Origin of the sequence: Paraburkholderia franconis (genome assembly GCF_009362735.1) — a bacterium.
Taxonomy (GTDB): Bacteria; Pseudomonadota; Gammaproteobacteria; order Burkholderiales; family Burkholderiaceae; genus Paraburkholderia; species Paraburkholderia franconis.
This window is the reverse complement of record NZ_WHNP01000029.1, coordinates 71601-87743: the sequence shown is the minus strand read 5'-3', so window position 1 is coordinate 87743 and position 16143 is coordinate 71601. Positions and strand designations below refer to the sequence as shown.

The window sequence follows — 16143 nt, the reverse complement described above, 5'->3', positions numbered from 1 at the left end:
TCTCCGTGATCTACGGCAGTCGGTAAGCCATGAGATTTCTCGACTGGTTTTTTCGATGAGACGGCGGGACTGTAGGGCTTCCTATCGTTGGAATGTCAATAGAGCTGTTGCAAACGCTGTCACGTGGTCGATTTTTTTTCATGCACCGCTTGACCTTCCGATGATGGGAACGATGAAGCTGCTCTCCATCGAAACACCAACGAAACGGAGATCACCCTCATGAGTACGACCGCTTCAACACCCAAATTCCAGGAATTCAAGCTGCCCATCGAAGGTATGACGTGCGCGAGCTGCGTCTCGCGCATTGAGAAGGCGCTGGAGGCGCTGCCGGGCGTCGAAAGCACGGCGGTCAACCTCGCGACCGAGGAAGCCACGGTTCGGGCGTCTGCCGATGTGAACGTCGGGGCGCTGGCCGACGCCGTCCGCAAGGCCGGATACGATGTCCGCTCCACCGCGATCGAGCTCGGGATCGAAGGCATGACCTGCGCATCGTGCGTGGGCCGGGTGGAAAAGGCGTTGCTGAAGGTCCCCGGCGTCTCGGCCGCATCGGTAAACCTGGCGACCGAAAAGGCGACTATTACCGCGAATGGCGGCGTGTCGTTCGCGACGTTGGCCGCGGCTGTCGAAAAAGCCGGTTACGCCGCTAAACCGGTCGAGGCCACATCAGCGGCATCGGCTGCACCGGCTGCGGCAAGTCTTCTGCAATGGTGGCCGGTGCTCGCCGGTACGTTGCTGACGCTTCCGCTGCTGCTGCCGATGCTGCTGCAGTTGGTCGGCATCGAGTGGGAACTGGGGGGCTGGGTGCAATTGGCGCTGGCGACCCCCGTGCAGTTCTGGCTCGGCGCTCGTTTCTACCGCGCCGGCTGGAAAGCTGTGAAGGCGGGCAGCGGCAACATGGACCTGCTGGTCGCGCTGGGCACAAGTGCGGCGTACGGGCTTTCGGTTTTCCTGTTGTGGCAGCACCGCAACGGCGATACACCGGATCTTTATTTCGAGGCATCGGCCGCGGTCATTACTCTGGTGTTACTCGGTAAATGGCTCGAATCGCGTGCCAAGCGGCAGACGGCCGATGCAATCCGCTCACTGAATGCGCTGCGGCCGACTGTTGCTCGCGTCCTGGTGGATGGCGTCGAAGTCACGACGCCGGTTGAGCAGGTTGCCGTAGGTGACGTCGTGGTTATCCGTCCCGGCGAACGCGTACCGGTGGATGGTGAAGTCATCGACGGCCGCAGCCACATCAATGAGTCGCTCATCACCGGCGAGAGCCTGCCGGTCGCGAAGGCTGTCGGCGACAAGGTGACCGGCGGTTCCGTCAACGAGGAAGGTGTATTGCAGGTCCGCACGCTGGCCATTGGCGCCGAGACGACGCTTGCCAGAATCATCCGCATGGTGGAGTCGGCGCAGGCGGCAAAAGCTCCGATTCAGCGCATCGTCGACCGCGTGAGTGCGGTCTTCGTCCCCGTCGTCCTCGGGCTGGCGCTGTTGACCTTCGTCGGCTGGTTTATTTACAACGGCGATGTGCAGCATGCGGTGATCAGTGCGGTCGCCGTGCTCGTGATCGCTTGCCCCTGTGCTCTCGGCCTCGCCACGCCGACGGCCATCATGGCCGGCACCGGCGTTGCCGCCCGTCAGGGAATTCTGATTAAGGATGCGGAAGCACTCGAAGTGGCCCACTCGGTGACGGTCGTAGCGTTCGACAAGACGGGCACGCTGACCGAAGGCAAGCCGTCGTTGGTCGCGATCGAGGCAGCCGACGCCGGTGATTCGAAAGAGGTGCTGCAGCTTGCGGCCGCACTGCAGAAGACCAGTGACCATCCGCTCGCACATGCGGTGATGGAGAAGGTCCGCGATGAGCGTATCGCGGTGCCGGTGGCACAGGACGCTCAGGCTCTGCCCGGTCGCGGTGTGCAGGCCGTCGTGCGCGGGCGGCAGCTCCTGTTGGGCAGCACGCGGTTGATGAAGGAGTCTGACGCGGCTCCGGGAGCGCTGCTGTCTGAGGCCGAGCGCCTCGAGGGGGAGGGGCGGACTATCTCATGGTTGCTGGCGCAAGAGGAAAGTCGGACTCGCATGTTGGGACTGCTGGCGTTTGGCGACACCGTCAAGCCCGCGTCGTATGCGGCCGTCAAGCGGCTGCGCGAGCTGGGCATCAAGACGGTGATGCTGACCGGTGATAACCAGGGCAGTGCCAATGCCGTGGCGCGGGACCTGGGCATCGATGAAGTCCATGCCGAATTGTTGCCTGGTGACAAGGCGTCGATTGTTGAGGGCCTGCGCAAGCAAGGCCACGTCGTGGCGATGGTCGGAGACGGATTGAACGATGCGCCGTCGTTGGTGGCAGCGGACGTTGGCTTGTCGATGTCGACAGGCGCCGACGTGGCGATGGAAGCGGCAGGGATCACCTTGATGCGCGGCGATCCCCGCTTGGTGGCGGATTCGTTTGATGTGTCGCGTCGTACTTACTCGAAAATCAAACAAGGCTTGTTCTGGGCGTTTGCGTATAACGTGCTGGGTATCCCGCTGGCGGCTTTGGGCTTGCTGAACCCGGTCATTGCCGGGGCAGCCATGGCCTTCAGCAGCGTCAGCGTCGTCAGTAATGCACTGATGCTGCGTCGCTGGCGGGGCGCGGCAGCCGCCGCCGGCGCGCTTGGCCCGACGCAAGGAGCTTGACCATGAACATCGGCGAAGTATCGTCCGCGACCGGCATATCGACGAAGATGATTCGGCATTACGAAGGCCTCGGGCTTTTACCGCGGGCGATCCGCACGAGCAGTGGTTACCGGCAGTACAGCGACAAGGACGTGAGCAGGCTGCGGTTCATCCGCCGCAGCCGGGACCTCGGCTTTTCGTTGGAACGAGTCGGAGAGTTGCTTGAGCTATGGCAGAACCGCGAGCGTTCAAGCCGGCAGGTTAAGACACTGGCGCAGACACACATGGCCGAACTCGATGGAAAATTGAAAGAGCTCCAAGAGATGAAGGCTGCGGTCGATCACCTGATACAGAGCTGCAATGGAGACGACAGGCCCGATTGTCCAATCATCGATTCGCTAGCGTCCGAAGCGGCGGTGCGAGACGGGCGCTGACAACCCCCTTCCTGAAAGACGCTACCCAACAAGCGGCGGCGGGAATTTCGGCGTGGATTTTGGCATCTGATTTCTCGTGAGGAGTGTTGCCCCGCTGTTGTGAAACCGGCAGTGCGCATGTTCGATCAATCATCGCTTTCGATCAGCGGTCCTCACGTGATGAGCGCATCGTTGAGAAAAATCATTCTCCAGCGTCAACTGGCCGATCTTCCCGCGCATCCCGGCGGGTTGCTCGCCGGCGTGCTGAAAATGCATGGCCACCTTGGTCGGGATGTCGTGCCTTACGACGACATGGCTTGGACGCGCCGCTTTGACGGCACTGCTGCTCATGCCCGCGACGATCATCAAGCGGCCCCTCCTCAATCAGCAGTGGGTTGCCGGCAACCGCATTTGGTATTAGCTGCAACAAGCCCCTTGACATTCCGATGATTGGAAGCCGGATAGTTTCGACGTCTCATCGACAAAACCCATTAGGAGAAGTCTCATGCTTGCCTTCGAAGTACACGACATGACCTGCGACCACTGCGCCGGCGCGATTACCGCAGCGCTGAAGGCCGTGGACGACGATGCCAAGTTCACCGTAGACCCGGCCGGGCATCTGGTGACGATCGAATCGACCAATGTCGATCCGAACAAGTTGCGCGATGCCATTGCGGATGCCGGTTATACGCCCGTGCGAATCGATGATGCGAACGCCAACGCCCGCACTCAGGCGAAGAGCTGCTGTGGGCAACGGCAATAGGGTTTTTGCGCGCCCGACGTCGCCCGCTCGCGATGAACATGTTGATGACGCGCAGTTCATCCGTTGATTCACTCATTTTTTCAGACTTGAAGCGTTCTTTCCAACCTAAAATTAAAGGATCAGATCATGAAACTTCGGCAACTCGTTTGGAGCAGCGGTCTTGCTTTCGCTGTTGCGGCCATGGCGTACACCCCGGCGTTCGCCGCGGACGCGGCGGCGGCTGCGTCGGGCACAACCATCACGTAAGCAGGCCATCACGACCAAGAAGTCGATTCGCGCAGCTAACCGCGCGTTCTCCAGGACCGTTCAGAAAGCAATTTTCAGAACCAAAGGCCTCGAGGCAGCGTCGATCGCCGTATTCGGCGACGCAAAAACGGGGCATGTGACGCTGGCTGGCCAGATTGACAGTGAGGAGCAGGATGGTCTGGCCGTGGATGCGGCGCAGAAAGTGCAAGGCGTCACTTCAGTTAGCAGCAAGCTGACGGTGCGCGAGCAAGGCGGAGGCTAAAGCGGTCGGCGCGGTGGCCGGATCTGGCCGCCGCGCACATGAACGTGCTTATCCCAGTTATCGCACTATGGTCACACAAGCTACCGGAGATGGATCGATGACCGCGCTATCCAAAGACAATATCGTGATTCTCACATTGTTGAACGTCCTTGATCCATCTGCCGATCAGCTCAATGCGTGTGCGAAGAAGCAATGGGTAGCGCTCAAGAAGCGCCGCACCGGTCCATGTCAAGCTGTGACTGGAGATCATCGGCGCCTGTCGAAGCGGCCTTCCAATATTGTGGTCGTGGACCGATTGTCAACATGCACGATCAGCGTTTCGTGGAGCGATCCGTGTGTCGGTCGATACACAGAGCAGATCTGGCGCAGCGGCCGTGCTAACGTCGCCGCGATCTGCGTACTGACGGGGCGCGCCATCAATCGCGGCGACCGGGTGTTTCGCCCCCGCTCACACGAATGGCGCGTGCCGACGAATTGCCATCAGATGATTCTGGCGGCAACGATCGGAGATTGCAGCGACCTGACGACCGCTGGCGCATGACATGCTGTTTCATTACAACTCGGGCGGCCGCTCGCATTTGATTCTTCGCGCCCAAGCCAAACCTCCCTTGTGAGGACTGTTAGCTTTCCCGGTGAGCTCAATCTTGGATACCGGATCAACGTTTGCCCAAGGATGGAAGCCCTGAATAGCCGGCTGACGATGTCCGAGACATGCCCGGCATGACCCGTCATTTGCGCTATCTCACGAATAAAAACGGTTTGCATATTCCGTCTTATGTCAGGGGCGTCACTTTTGCTGCCGATAAAGTATCTATTCTTGTCACGGCACGAACTGGCTGAGGGCGAGATGGAAAGTCATTGGGTCAGATCTCCTGCTGGATTTGACTGTGGGGCTGCAGGCCCTCGTGATCTTCCAAGATGTCGGAATGTCAATGGACCGGCGCAACTCTGTCGTGCGATGAGGATTGTTGAGTAAATTTACCTTGACCTTCCGACGAGGGAAAGGTTGAAGATGCAGGTGTGCGGACAGGCAAATTGGCTGGAGATCCTTGAGTACAGTCCCAGCATCCCTATTACTGAAAGGCAATGGCCCTATGAAGGTCCGGGCTGCGCGAGCCGGGGCTCGCATATGGAGAAGGCATCTCAGCGCTGCCACGCATCGAACGTATCGCAGATCGGCGTCGGCGCTTGGTATGTCGTTGATGTCGATACGAGGTTCAACGCTGTTGGCAGAAAGCGGGAACAAAGTCCGGTCCCATCGGTTAGAGGAAAATTGCTGTAATGGATACCCTTCAAAACATGCGGGTGTTTGTGCGTATCGTCGAGGTTGGCAGCTTCACCGCAGCCGCTCAATCGATGAATGCGACTACAGGTGTGATGTCGCGCGCGGTGTCGGAGCTCGAGGAGCGATTGCGCACCCGGTTGATGAATCGTTCGACGCGTCGCCTTGCGCTAACGTCGGCCGGTGAGAGCTATCTGCGACGCTGTCGCCAGATCCTCGCCGATATCGACCACGCCGAAGAGGAGGCGAGCAGCGCTCACAAATGGCCTGCCGGCGTGCTACGCATGCGCAGCTTTCCGAGTGTAGGCCATCGCTATGTGTTGCCGGCGCTGACGCGCTATCACGCGCAATATCCAAACGTGTCAATCGAGCTTTCGCTATCGCAGCAGATGCCCGACCTGTTTGACGGTACGAGTGACATGGCGGTGGTGGCCGCGTTGTCGCTACCTGATTCGGACCTGGTATCGCACACGCTCGGCTCAACCTTCAGCATTCTATGTGCGTCGCCTGACTATGTAATGCGACATAGCGTGCCTGTCTATCCGCGTGATCTCGGCGCGCATGCGTGTCTGACGCTCAGTACACCCGCGTTCCCGACGCATGAGTGGGTGCTTGAGGGGCCCGGTGGCGTCGAGAGGATTCACGTATCGGGGCCTGTACAGACCAATACGGCCGAATCGCTCACGCTCGCGATCCGAGACGGCATCGGGATCGGCATACTGCCGGTCTACTCGGCGCTCGATGCGCTACGCGACGGTACTCTCGTGCGCGTGCTGCCCGACCACATCCTGCAGAAGATGAATGTGTATGCATTGCAACCATCGCGCAAATTCACCGATGCGAAGGTGCGGACTTGGGTCGAGTTACTGCGCGCACAGGTTCCGGCGATGATAGCGCGCGACGTCGAGGCTCTGAGCACAATTGCTGGGGAACAGCAGGCCGCCTGAAGATGGTCACGCTCGATTCCGACAAAATACCGGGAGCTCATCGCGCTGAGCGTCGCATTTACCACGCAATGCCCGCTTTGCGTTGACCTGCATACAGCGGGGGCTAAAGCACACGGCGCCACTCGCGAGGAGATCGCGGAGGTGTGCATGATCGCGGCCGCCATGGCCGGTGCAGCATATGGACAGAGACTGCTCTCGTTGAAGCTGTATGATCAGCGGTAACGACCACTGAGGCGGTATAGATCTGCTAAGCGGCGCGGTCCGCAAATTTCCGATATTGCTTTGCGGACCGTTTATGTCAGGTCCGGTCTAGGCTAATACATGTCCACCTGTGACTGAAGATCATCAGCGCCTGTCGAAGCGGCCTTCCAATATTATGGTCGTGTACCGATTGTCAACATGCACGCTCAGCGTTTCGTGGAGCGATCCGTGTGCCGGTCGATACACAGAGCGGATCTGGTGCAGCGGCCTCGCCTCTGTCGCCGCAATCTGCGTACTGACGGGGCGCACCATCATTCGCGGCGACCGGGTGTTTCGCCCCCGTACACGCGAGATGCGCGTACGGCCTGATTGTCATAATATGATTCTGGCGGAAACGATCGGAGATTGCTCCGACTTGGAGTTCACTGGCGCATGATATTCCGCTTCGTACCGCTCACGTCTCGCATATCTCTTTGCTTGAGTGTGAACTCTCAGGAAGGGATTGGTATTTTGTTCGAAGGCAACCGCCAATTTTTGTCGTGCGCTGCTTGACATTCCAATGATGGTAAGGATCAAGCTGTTATTCATCGGAAGACTGAAAAACAGGAGCTTGACCCATGAACATCGGCGAAGCAGCGGCCGTCTCGGGCGTCTCGACGAAGATGATTCGACATTATGAAGGCCTCGCGCTGCTGCCACAGGCGAGCCGCACGAGCAGCGGTTACCGCCAATACAGCGACAAGGATGTGAGCAGGCTGCGGTTTATCCGCCATTGCCGCGACCTCGGTTTTTCGCTGGACGAGATCGGCGAACTGCTCGATCTGTGGCAGAATCGCGAGCGCTCCAGCAGGCAGGTCAAGGCATTGGCGCAGGCGCACATCGCGGAACTCGACGAAAAACTCAACGAGCTTCAGGAGATGAAGGCCGCGCTTGAGCATTTGATGCACTGCTGCAATGGAGACGACCGTCCCGACTGTCCAATCATCGAGTCCCTCGCGTCCGAAGCAGCCGTGCGAAACGTTGCTAAGAACGCTCCGGCCCGAAAAGCGCTGCCCGACAAACGACGAAAGCCGACAGGCTGACCCGAACGTCGCATTGACTGCCGGGCGAGAATCAGGGCTTAAAAGGCGGTAGCCTATGAATTACGGTCAAGGCTTGGATCACAATCCAGATGGTTTTCTTACTGGAGTACAGGTGAGTAGTTAAGGCGGCCACGTTATCAAAAAGGGGTGCTCACCCTACGCAGATCGGTACAGGCGGACGCTTCCGTCGGCGCAAGCTCAAGCCTTTTTTGCCGATCTCGCGGGGTAGCCTGTCTTTGATCTTTGCCTCGTCGCCGCACACACGCTTCGTATCTATCCCCTCCCGGTGAATCGCTCACACCGATGCCGACGACGGCTCTTCCTTTGCATCGACTCGAAACTGAAAGGTCTGAGCCCCGTGCAACACAGAACTCAGCCTTTCTACGCCTGACCTTCCGCTGTCAAATTTGGTGAAAGCAGTCTCACGGCGCTCTTCTTCTCGCAATTTCAGACTTGCCTGCTTTAGCCCATCGATGTCGCCGGGCGCGGTGTCATACCGCCGTCGCGCCCACTGCTCGCGTTTCGCGTCTTTCCAAATCTGAGGAGACGCAAGGCGTTGAGCGTGACGAGTGCCGTTGCGCCGGTGTCGGCCATTACCGCAACCCAGAGCCCGGTCACACCTAGCACGGTGGTGATGAGGAACAACACTTTCAGGCCGAGCGCGAAGGTCACGTTCTGCTGAATATTCGCCATTGTGGCGCGTGAGATGGCGACAAGGTGAGCAACATCGGTGACGCGACTCTTGAGCAGGGCGGCGTCAGCCGTCTCAATGGCGACGTCGGTGCCGCCCGCCATGGCGATGCCGACGTCGGCGGTTGCAAGTGCCGGGGCATCGTTGATGCCGTCGCCGACCATGGCAACCTTAACGTCCCGCTTCATTTTGTCGATGTGGCGTAACTTGTCTTGGGGCAGCAATTCGGCTTGCCATTCGATACCAAGCTGCGAAGCGATGGCGTGCGCTGTCCGGCTGTTGTCGCCGGTCAGCATGACAGAACGGATTCCGAGTTGCTTCAGGCGTGCCACACCTTCCCTTGCGTCACTTCGGGGTTCGTCGCGCAGCGCTAACAGGCCGATGATTTCGCGGTCCTGCTCGTCGAACAATACCGAAACCGTCTTGCCACCATCCTCCAGCGCTTCAATGCGCTGGCGCAAGTCGGGTGCGAGCTTTGCTGCCTTGGCCGCGTGCGAAGGAGATCCGACGGTCAGATTACGACCATTCACCGTTGCATGCACCGCCTTGCCGGGCGTCGCCGAGGCGTTCTGGGCGGAGGGGATGACGATGTCGGCATCTTCGGCATGCGCAACGATCGCCTTGGCGAGCGGATGGTTCGATCCTGATTCGACTGCTGCCGCGAGAGCGAGGACATCGTTTTCACCGCCGGGGCAGAGCGAGACGACGTCGGTGACGCGCGGCTTGCCTTCAGTCAGGGTGCCGGTCTTGTCGAATGCAACGGCGCCTACGCGTCCGATCGTTTCCAGAGCATTGCCGCCCTTGATCAAAAGCCCGCGACGCGTTGCGACCGCGAGTCCGGAGGCGATGGCGGCGGGCGTTGATAGGACGAGCGCGCACGGGCAGGCGATAAGCAGCAGCGACAGGCCCCGATAGAGCCAGGTTTCCCAAATGCCGCCAAAGGCGAGCGGCGGAAGGACGATAATCAGCGCGGCGATGCCCATCACGGCCGGGGTGTAGTACCTGCTGAGTTTCTCAATGAATCGGGCGGTGGGGGCTTTTGCAGATTGCGCCTGTTCCACCAGTTGGATGATTCTCGATATGGTATTGTCTGCGGCCGCTTTCTCGACACGCACCTGGAGCGCACCTTCAACGTTGATCGATCCGGCAAAGATGCTCTCTCCGGAGGTTTTCGGGCGCGGAACCGATTCGCCCGTCACGGGAGACTCGTCGAGGCTCGATGCGCCGTGGAGAATCACGCCGTCCGCGGGAACACGGTCGCCGGGACGTACCAGGACACTGTCGCCGACGCTCAAAGAGGCTGCAGGCACGGTGCGCTGCCTACCGTGCTGATCGAGCAGGACTGCAGTCTTGGGCACGAGATTCGCGAGCGCCTTAATGCCCGCCCGGGCGCGGCCAGCTGCCACGCTTTCAAGCAACTCGCCGATTGCGAAAAGGAATACAACCGCAGCGGATTCCTCTGACTGACCAATCATGAGCGCGCCGAGCGATGCGACGACCATCAGCATCTCGATCGAGAAAGGCGACCCCGAGGTTGCCAGTGCCAACGCTTTGCGCGCGAAAGGGAGAACGCCAACAATCACCGCGGCTGTGAAGATCCGGCCTGCATACTCCGGGATCAAATGGGCTACGGCGTAGGCGATGCTCATCAAGATGCCAAGGCTAATGACAAGTTTCCCTTTCTTGGTCTGCCACCAGCGCTGCGTGCGGGAGGGTGCCTCGACGTTTCGCGGTGCGTCTGTGCGAGTGCTGTCGTACTGGGCGCCGGATACGCCAAAGCCTAGATTCTTGATCGTCTTCTCGATGTCTGATACCTGCGTGAACGCACCTGATGCTAGCGAAAGCCCCAACGTTTCCGCATTGAAATTGATCTGGACATCCGAGACGCCCGGCATGCGCGACAGGGCTGTCTCAATCTTGCCTACGCAGCTTGCGCAATCCATGCCTTCTACGCGCATAGTGAGGTTTGGCCCGACAGATGCGTGCTCGGATGGCTTCTTGCTGGTCGATGCATGCGACTTACACGACTCGTGACTGTGGTCACGGTCATGCACCTGGCTCTGATGTTGATGGTCATTGCAGGCATGTCCCTGCTGATCTTTATGGTCGCCTCCATCGTCATTCCCAAACGACTCGTGATCGTGTGCCTCGCTGCACTGAAGACCGCCGTGTTTGTGGGCATTTCGACGGTGTGCTTGCTTACCGTTTGATTGAGCGGCATTGGCAAAGGCCGACTCGGTCGAATCTGCGCTCGCCGGTAACGCTGTCGCATCGAAACCGAGATTGCGGATCTTTTTTACGATGTCCCGAGCCGTCGTTTTGCCCGACAAGCTGCGGCTAACAGACAACGTCTCGCTGGTGAATTGGACACTGATGTCAGATACGCCATTCAGACGACTCAGTGCCGTTTCAATCTTGCCTACACAGCTCGCGCAATCCATTCCTTCGACGCGAAATGCGAGCTGTTCGTTATCCGCCAGTGCGGTGCCAACTGACTTTAAAGACATATTAATCTCCAGTGTTGCCGGTACAGCCAACGCGAATCGATACGTTCGAATTGGGAGCGCTCATGGCTAGCTGCCGACAGTTTGTTCAACCTGTTCTGTAAGCTAGCCTTTCCAATCGTGGCAAAGTCAAGCCCAAATCGGTCCAAATTGAGGATCATGCTCAGTTGCACGCAGGGCATCGATCACATCGTCGCAAAGGACTGCACGCGGCAAAGATTTTCTTTCGACTCAAGACACTTTCTCTCGTTTGCCGGCGGAAAGAAAACGGTGAAGAATCCCATAGAGCAGGGTAGTGTCCAGCAAAACGTGATCCACAGTCGATAGTCGGGGTCACCGCCGCGCTCGCGAGCATGAATAGCTTTCCTTCCAGTGCCTCGCGGGGCTTCGACGGGTCGTTCCCGCATTAAGTGACGCCGGGGGGGCGCCGCACGGTGGTAGCTCTATCCTGCTTTTCTTCAATCGCATCCTGCCAAGCAGCAGGTAGAGAGATTTCAAATGAGCAATCAATTCAAGGGCAAGAAACTGTTGGTCGTCGGTGGAACCAGCGGAATGGGGCTGGAGACGGCCCGTATGGTCCTCGCCGAGGGCGGCACTGCGGTCATCGTCGGGCATCGTGCCGATAAAGCAGAGGATGCGCGCAAGCAATTGGCGGCGCTGGGCGAGGTGTCCGCGTTGACGGCGGACCTATCGAGCAACGATGGGCTGACCGCTCTGCTCAAGGCGATCGACGAGCAGCATCCGGATATCGACTTGCTCGTCAATGCGGCCGGCATCTTCTTTCCGAAGCCGTTCCTGGAACATCAAGATTCGGACTACGACCAGTATCTGAAGCTGAACAAAGCCTTCTTTTTTATAACGCAGAAGGTTGCCGCGAACCTCGTTGCGAACGACTGTCCGGGCGCCATCGTCAACATCGGTTCGGTCGGGGCGCAGCAGGCCATCGCTGCGATGCCGGCGTCAGCGTATGCCATGGCCAAGGCGGGTCTGCATTCGCTGACCCAGCACTTGGCCATGGAGTTGGCGCCGAAACGCATCCGTGTCAACGCGGTGTCGCCGGCAGTAGTCCAAACCCCGATCTACGAGAAATTCATCCCGAAGGCCGAGGTGAATAGTGCGCTGCAGGGCTTCGACAGCTTCCATCCGATAGGGCGTATCGGGACTCCGCAGGACGTTGCCGAAGTCGTGATCTTTTTGCTGTCGGACAAGGCAAGCTGGGTGACCGGCGCAATTTGGGACGTGGATGGAGGCGTGATGGCCGGACGCAACTGATGCTTGCCGGGTAGGGGCCACGCGCTTGCCCTTACCCGGCGTTTGTTTTACCCGGGAACCTACCTCGACTCTCCTGGTTGCCGACTTACTCTCCGGTCATCCAACCCCAGCGGGCGTAAATTGCCGCACCCGCTTTGGACCGAAGAAAATCAACGAACTGCTGGGCGGCCGGATTCTCTGTTCCACGTTTGGTCACTGCTACGCCTGTATCGCGATAGATCGCGTAGCGTGGCTCGATCGACACTGTCTCGGCAAGAGAAGGGTTCGATACTTGCCAGATGTTCCAGATAAGCCACGCGTCGATGTCGGGCTGTGCGATCCAGGTCTGTCGCGCGGTAGCGCTATTACCCGCGTAGCTCACGATATTGCCGCGCATCGCCGCAACGGTGCGAATATCGCCGAGGCGACCTGCAACGTCTTCCCATACGCCGTTTTGTCCCGCGCCATTGACCACCAGAATCTTCACGCCCGGCTTGAGCAAGTCCGCTAGGCCACGGATATGGCGAGGATTGCCGGGACGAACGAGGATCGCCATTGGACGAAGGTACAGCGGAACCGGTGCTTGAGGTGTGAGTTGGTCGCCCATTGCGACGACAAAGTCCGACATCATCGTTTCGGAGCCGCTGAAGATCAGGTCAGCGTCGGCGCGCGCGTGGTCGATCCATGATGGCGTTGGTCCGGCCGTGACGTCGACATGCGTACCCGTCTGCTTCTCGAACGCTTCGGCCGCCTCCTTCATTGCCGGAGCCGGACCTCCGGGACCATAGACATGCAACACAAATTGTGGTGACGCGTGGACTGACGAGATAGACAACGCCAGCACGGTGGCAAGGCGCGTGGAAGCTCGCAGGGCGAACCCCTGATAGAAACTGTTCATAAATTCTCCTGAAATACCAAGTCCTGGGTGCGGTCGCTGATCGATTTGGTTTTCTTTCCCTCTACACCGACATTGTTCGATGACTTCGCAGGCTGTCGCAAACAAGATGTTCTGCTGATGATCGAAAGAAAACCTTGACCGCGTATTAGCGTTACCTCTGAGTCGCCGCATTACCGGTGAGGGAGTTTGCAGGCCGCGGCCTCCAAGAGGCGCCATGCGTACATGAAACTCACGCGTCATGGAGGTCAGGCGGGGTTGAATCCACCTTGAAGATGGAGATGGCGGTGCGCAGTCCGATCGCCTGCTCCTCCAGCGACCGTGCCGCTGCCGCCGACTCCTCCACGAGGGTGGCGTTCTGCTGGCTCATGCGATCTAGCTGATTGACCGCGGTATGGACCTGCTCGATACCATCCGTCTGCTGCTCAGATGCAGTCGAAATTTCAGCGACGATTTCCAGCACCTTGCGCACCGCCTGTTTGATCTGCTCAACACTGGCGCCGACCTCTCCGGCCTGACGGGCGCTATCTTGGATCATGCCGACCGATGTCTCGATGATTTCCTTGATCTCCTTGGCCGCCGCCGATGAGCGCTGCGCCAGCGAGCGCACCTCGCTCGCCACCACGGCGAAGCCGCGTCCCTGCTCGCCGGCGCGCGCGGCTTCAACCGCGGCGTTGAGCGCCAGGATGTTGGTTTGGAACGCGATGCCTTCGATGAGGCTGGTAATCTCCGAGATCTCGGCCGCGCTTTCGTTGACGCGCCCGATCGTCCCGAGCATCTTCTGCACCGCCGAGTGGCCCGTATCCGCAATGTCGCTTGCGTTCGCTGCGAACGCCTTCGCCTCGTGTGCATTTTCCGCGTTCTGTTTTACTGTTTCGGTCAATTGCGTCATGCTCGCTGCGGTTTGCTCTAGTGAGGCGGCTTGCTGCTCGGTGCGGGTAGCCAGCGAGGCGTTCTCCGAGGCAATTTGACTCGCTGCCGAATTGATGGTCTCAACGCTGGTCCGCACGCCACCGATGATCTGTGCGAGGCTTCCATTCATTTTCTGCAAGGCTCGCATTAGCTGTCCCATCTCGTCGTCTGTCCTCGTGTCGATGCGCACCGTCAAATCTCCGTCCGCGACGCGATTGGCTGATTCGACGGCCGCGCGCGCCGGCTCGGCCACCGAGCGGGTGATCGCCCAACTGCACGTAATGCCAAGCACAATTGCGATGAGGGCGGACACTGCAATCGTCAGTGTGGCGTCACGGGCGGCCGTCGCGGCGTCATTGCCGCTTTGCGCCATCAGGTCGGTTTGAAATTTCACGAGATTGTCGATCGCGTCGAAGTATGCTTGTTGCTCCTTGCGTAGATCGCCAAACATGAGATCGATGGCTTGGTCCTTTTGCCCCTGCCTTGTGAGACCGACGACCTTGTCGCGCGTATCCCGGTAACGCAACTGTACTGCCCGCATCTCGTCGAAAAGCTTGCGTCCCTCCGTGAAGCGAATGAGCGCATCGAGCCGCTTGACCACTGGCTCGTACTTGCTGCGCGTTTGCTCGACTTGCTCCAGGTCCCTCGTGACCTCGTCCGTGCCGCGGGCAAGCAGCGCACTGCGCATTTGGCGCGCCGTGAAGTTTGCATAGTCTTTGAGTTGATGGGCAAGTTCGACCTTGAGATAGGTTTCATTGACCAACTCTTGGGTGCGCTGGCTTGCCGCACGAAGCTGAAGCACCGCGAGAGCCGAGATTCCGATCAGCAGCACGATCAAGAGACCAAAAGCTGCCGACAGACGAACACCGATCTTGAGGTTATTCATTTTTTTAATGAGAAATTGAACACAAAGAAATTCTCGCTCCTGAAATGGTGCTGGCGAGCGCTCTGCGGGCGATGGTACGGAAACGGATTACGGCTATTTCCGTCCACCTGGCATCCACTTCCAAAAAAAAAGGTGCCGTGCTAGCACGGCACCCAAACGATCCCGGAGACAGGGGTGGAGGAGGATCCGGGATCCCTACGAGGTGGTGCGACAGGCCGGAAGAAGCTACCCCGGCAAAGCGTCTTGTGGCTCGCTGGGTAATCAAGAGAACGTTGGTCTGACTCAGCAGCGCCTCGTGGTACTCGGCAGGCAGCACCGCGAGCAGCCCGCCAAAGCGGGATATCGCCTCGGCGTTCCACGTCAACGCTTTCTGTTACGCCTCAGCTCTTCTCCGCAAGTGTTTGAGATTATTGCCAGCATCGCAACGTCTCTCACCCTTGCGTCCAAAGCCCTTAGCCGGAGCGAGCGTACCGGCAGGGCGTCTCGAACCGATCTAATGCGGTAGCTTGTCTTTGATCTTTGCTACCGCCGCCAGCGCGCAGGCTTCATCTTTGTCCCCACCCGGCGAACCACCCACGCCAATGCCGGCGATGATTTCGTCCCCGACCTTGATGGCGACACCGCCCGGCAACGTCGTCACATTCGGCGTGGATGCCAGGGACTGTGCAGCAAGTGGTGGAAATTTCGACGTAAGTAAATCCAGGAACTGGCTGGTGCGATCGAAATGGAAAACCGACCCCATCGAAACTGCGGTATATGCCTTCCGATATGAGGAGTCCCTCGTATGAACCGCGGCGTGATCGCTCCGCAAGACAGCTTGGGGCGTTCCCGCTACGTCGACTACAGTTGCCGTCACGGCATAGCCCTTTGCGTTGCACGTTTGCACGGCTTCGAGCGCCGCTTCGAACGCGAGATTCATCGGTAGGACGTATCCGCTCGTCGAAACTTGCGCGTACGCCGCCGATAGCGAGCTGAGGCCTGCGACCGCGATCGCGCCGAGCGTGATCGCATTTTTTGTTTTCGACATCTGATCTCTCGTGAGGAGTGTTGTCCGTCCAGGCTTGCACTGTGAGCCGGGTGAAACATAATTTCTTCGCGGTTGAAAATTCTGACGTCGCTAGACGCGCGTCGGTCAGAACAGGCTTCAAATAACTCAGCTATT

At 59.1% G+C, this 16143-nt stretch carries 14 protein-coding genes and 1 pseudogene; 11 read left to right on the top strand and 4 right to left on the bottom strand.

The window, feature by feature from the left end; genetic code table 11:
- Window positions 1-219 precede the first annotated feature (219 nt).
- From GCT13_RS27105 to cueR (GCT13_RS27060), 10 genes and pseudogenes are all read left to right on the top strand, one after another.
- Window positions 220-2667: a heavy metal translocating P-type ATPase gene (locus GCT13_RS27105; protein ID WP_087739495.1), complete on the top strand. Its 2448-nt coding sequence runs from the start codon at window positions 220-222 to the stop codon at window positions 2665-2667.
- 2 nt (window positions 2668-2669) lie between these two features.
- Window positions 2670-3080: a Cu(I)-responsive transcriptional regulator gene (gene cueR / locus GCT13_RS27100; RefSeq protein WP_087739496.1), complete on the top strand. Its 411-nt coding sequence runs from the start codon at window positions 2670-2672 to the stop codon at window positions 3078-3080.
- A 117-nt stretch (window positions 3081-3197) separates the two neighbouring features.
- Window positions 3198-3509: a hypothetical protein gene (locus GCT13_RS27095; protein ID WP_143811147.1), complete on the top strand. Its 312-nt coding sequence runs from the start codon at window positions 3198-3200 to the stop codon at window positions 3507-3509.
- 55 nt (window positions 3510-3564) lie between these two features.
- Window positions 3565-3822 (top strand): heavy-metal-associated domain-containing protein, encoded by a 258-nt coding sequence (locus GCT13_RS27090; protein WP_087739498.1) that lies wholly within the window; start codon window positions 3565-3567, stop codon window positions 3820-3822.
- A 126-nt stretch (window positions 3823-3948) separates the two neighbouring features.
- Window positions 3949-4330, top strand: a pseudogene (locus tag GCT13_RS27085) (BON domain-containing protein).
- Window positions 4331-4427: 97 nt separating this feature from the next.
- Complete coding sequence (locus GCT13_RS27080) at window positions 4428-4871, top strand: DUF3331 domain-containing protein (protein WP_087739500.1); 444 nt, start codon at window positions 4428-4430, stop codon at window positions 4869-4871.
- A 740-nt stretch (window positions 4872-5611) separates the two neighbouring features.
- Window positions 5612-6559 carry a LysR family transcriptional regulator gene (locus GCT13_RS27075; RefSeq protein WP_087739501.1) on the top strand — a complete coding sequence of 316 codons (948 nt, stop codon included), beginning with the start codon at window positions 5612-5614 and terminating at the stop codon, window positions 6557-6559.
- Between the two features lie 15 nt (window positions 6560-6574).
- Window positions 6575-6781, top strand: coding sequence for a carboxymuconolactone decarboxylase family protein (locus GCT13_RS51295; RefSeq protein WP_087739502.1), 207 nt, complete (start codon window positions 6575-6577; stop codon window positions 6779-6781).
- A 154-nt stretch (window positions 6782-6935) separates the two neighbouring features.
- Window positions 6936-7196, top strand: a complete 261-nt coding sequence (locus GCT13_RS27065) for a DUF3331 domain-containing protein (RefSeq protein ID WP_087739503.1) — start codon at window positions 6936-6938, stop codon at window positions 7194-7196.
- Between the two features lie 181 nt (window positions 7197-7377).
- Window positions 7378-7842, top strand: a complete 465-nt coding sequence (gene cueR, locus GCT13_RS27060) for a Cu(I)-responsive transcriptional regulator (RefSeq protein ID WP_087739504.1) — start codon at window positions 7378-7380, stop codon at window positions 7840-7842.
- 462 nt (window positions 7843-8304) lie between these two features.
- On the opposite strand, the gene GCT13_RS27055 is transcribed toward cueR (GCT13_RS27060), so the two are convergent.
- Window positions 8305-11040 (bottom strand): heavy metal translocating P-type ATPase, encoded by a 2736-nt coding sequence (locus GCT13_RS27055; RefSeq protein ID WP_087739505.1) that lies wholly within the window; start codon window positions 11038-11040, stop codon window positions 8305-8307.
- Between the two features lie 495 nt (window positions 11041-11535).
- Between GCT13_RS27055 and GCT13_RS27050 the strand changes: the two genes are divergently transcribed.
- The gene (locus tag GCT13_RS27050; protein ID WP_087739507.1) at window positions 11536-12309 is read left to right on the top strand and encodes an SDR family NAD(P)-dependent oxidoreductase; all 774 of its coding nucleotides are present in this window, start codon (window positions 11536-11538) and stop codon (window positions 12307-12309) included.
- A gap of 85 nt (window positions 12310-12394) precedes the next feature.
- On the opposite strand, the gene GCT13_RS27045 is transcribed toward GCT13_RS27050, so the two are convergent.
- The 3 genes from GCT13_RS27045 to GCT13_RS27035 form a co-directional block, all read right to left on the bottom strand.
- Window positions 12395-13186 (bottom strand): extracellular solute-binding protein, encoded by a 792-nt coding sequence (locus GCT13_RS27045; RefSeq protein WP_087739508.1) that lies wholly within the window; start codon window positions 13184-13186, stop codon window positions 12395-12397.
- A 229-nt stretch (window positions 13187-13415) separates the two neighbouring features.
- A complete protein-coding gene (locus GCT13_RS27040; protein ID WP_087739509.1) occupies window positions 13416-14981 on the bottom strand; it encodes a methyl-accepting chemotaxis protein in 1566 nt (521 codons plus the stop codon).
- Between the two features lie 493 nt (window positions 14982-15474).
- Window positions 15475-16008, bottom strand: a complete 534-nt coding sequence (locus tag GCT13_RS27035; RefSeq protein ID WP_087739510.1) for a GlcG/HbpS family heme-binding protein — start codon at window positions 16006-16008, stop codon at window positions 15475-15477.
- Window positions 16009-16143: the final 135 nt, after the last annotated feature.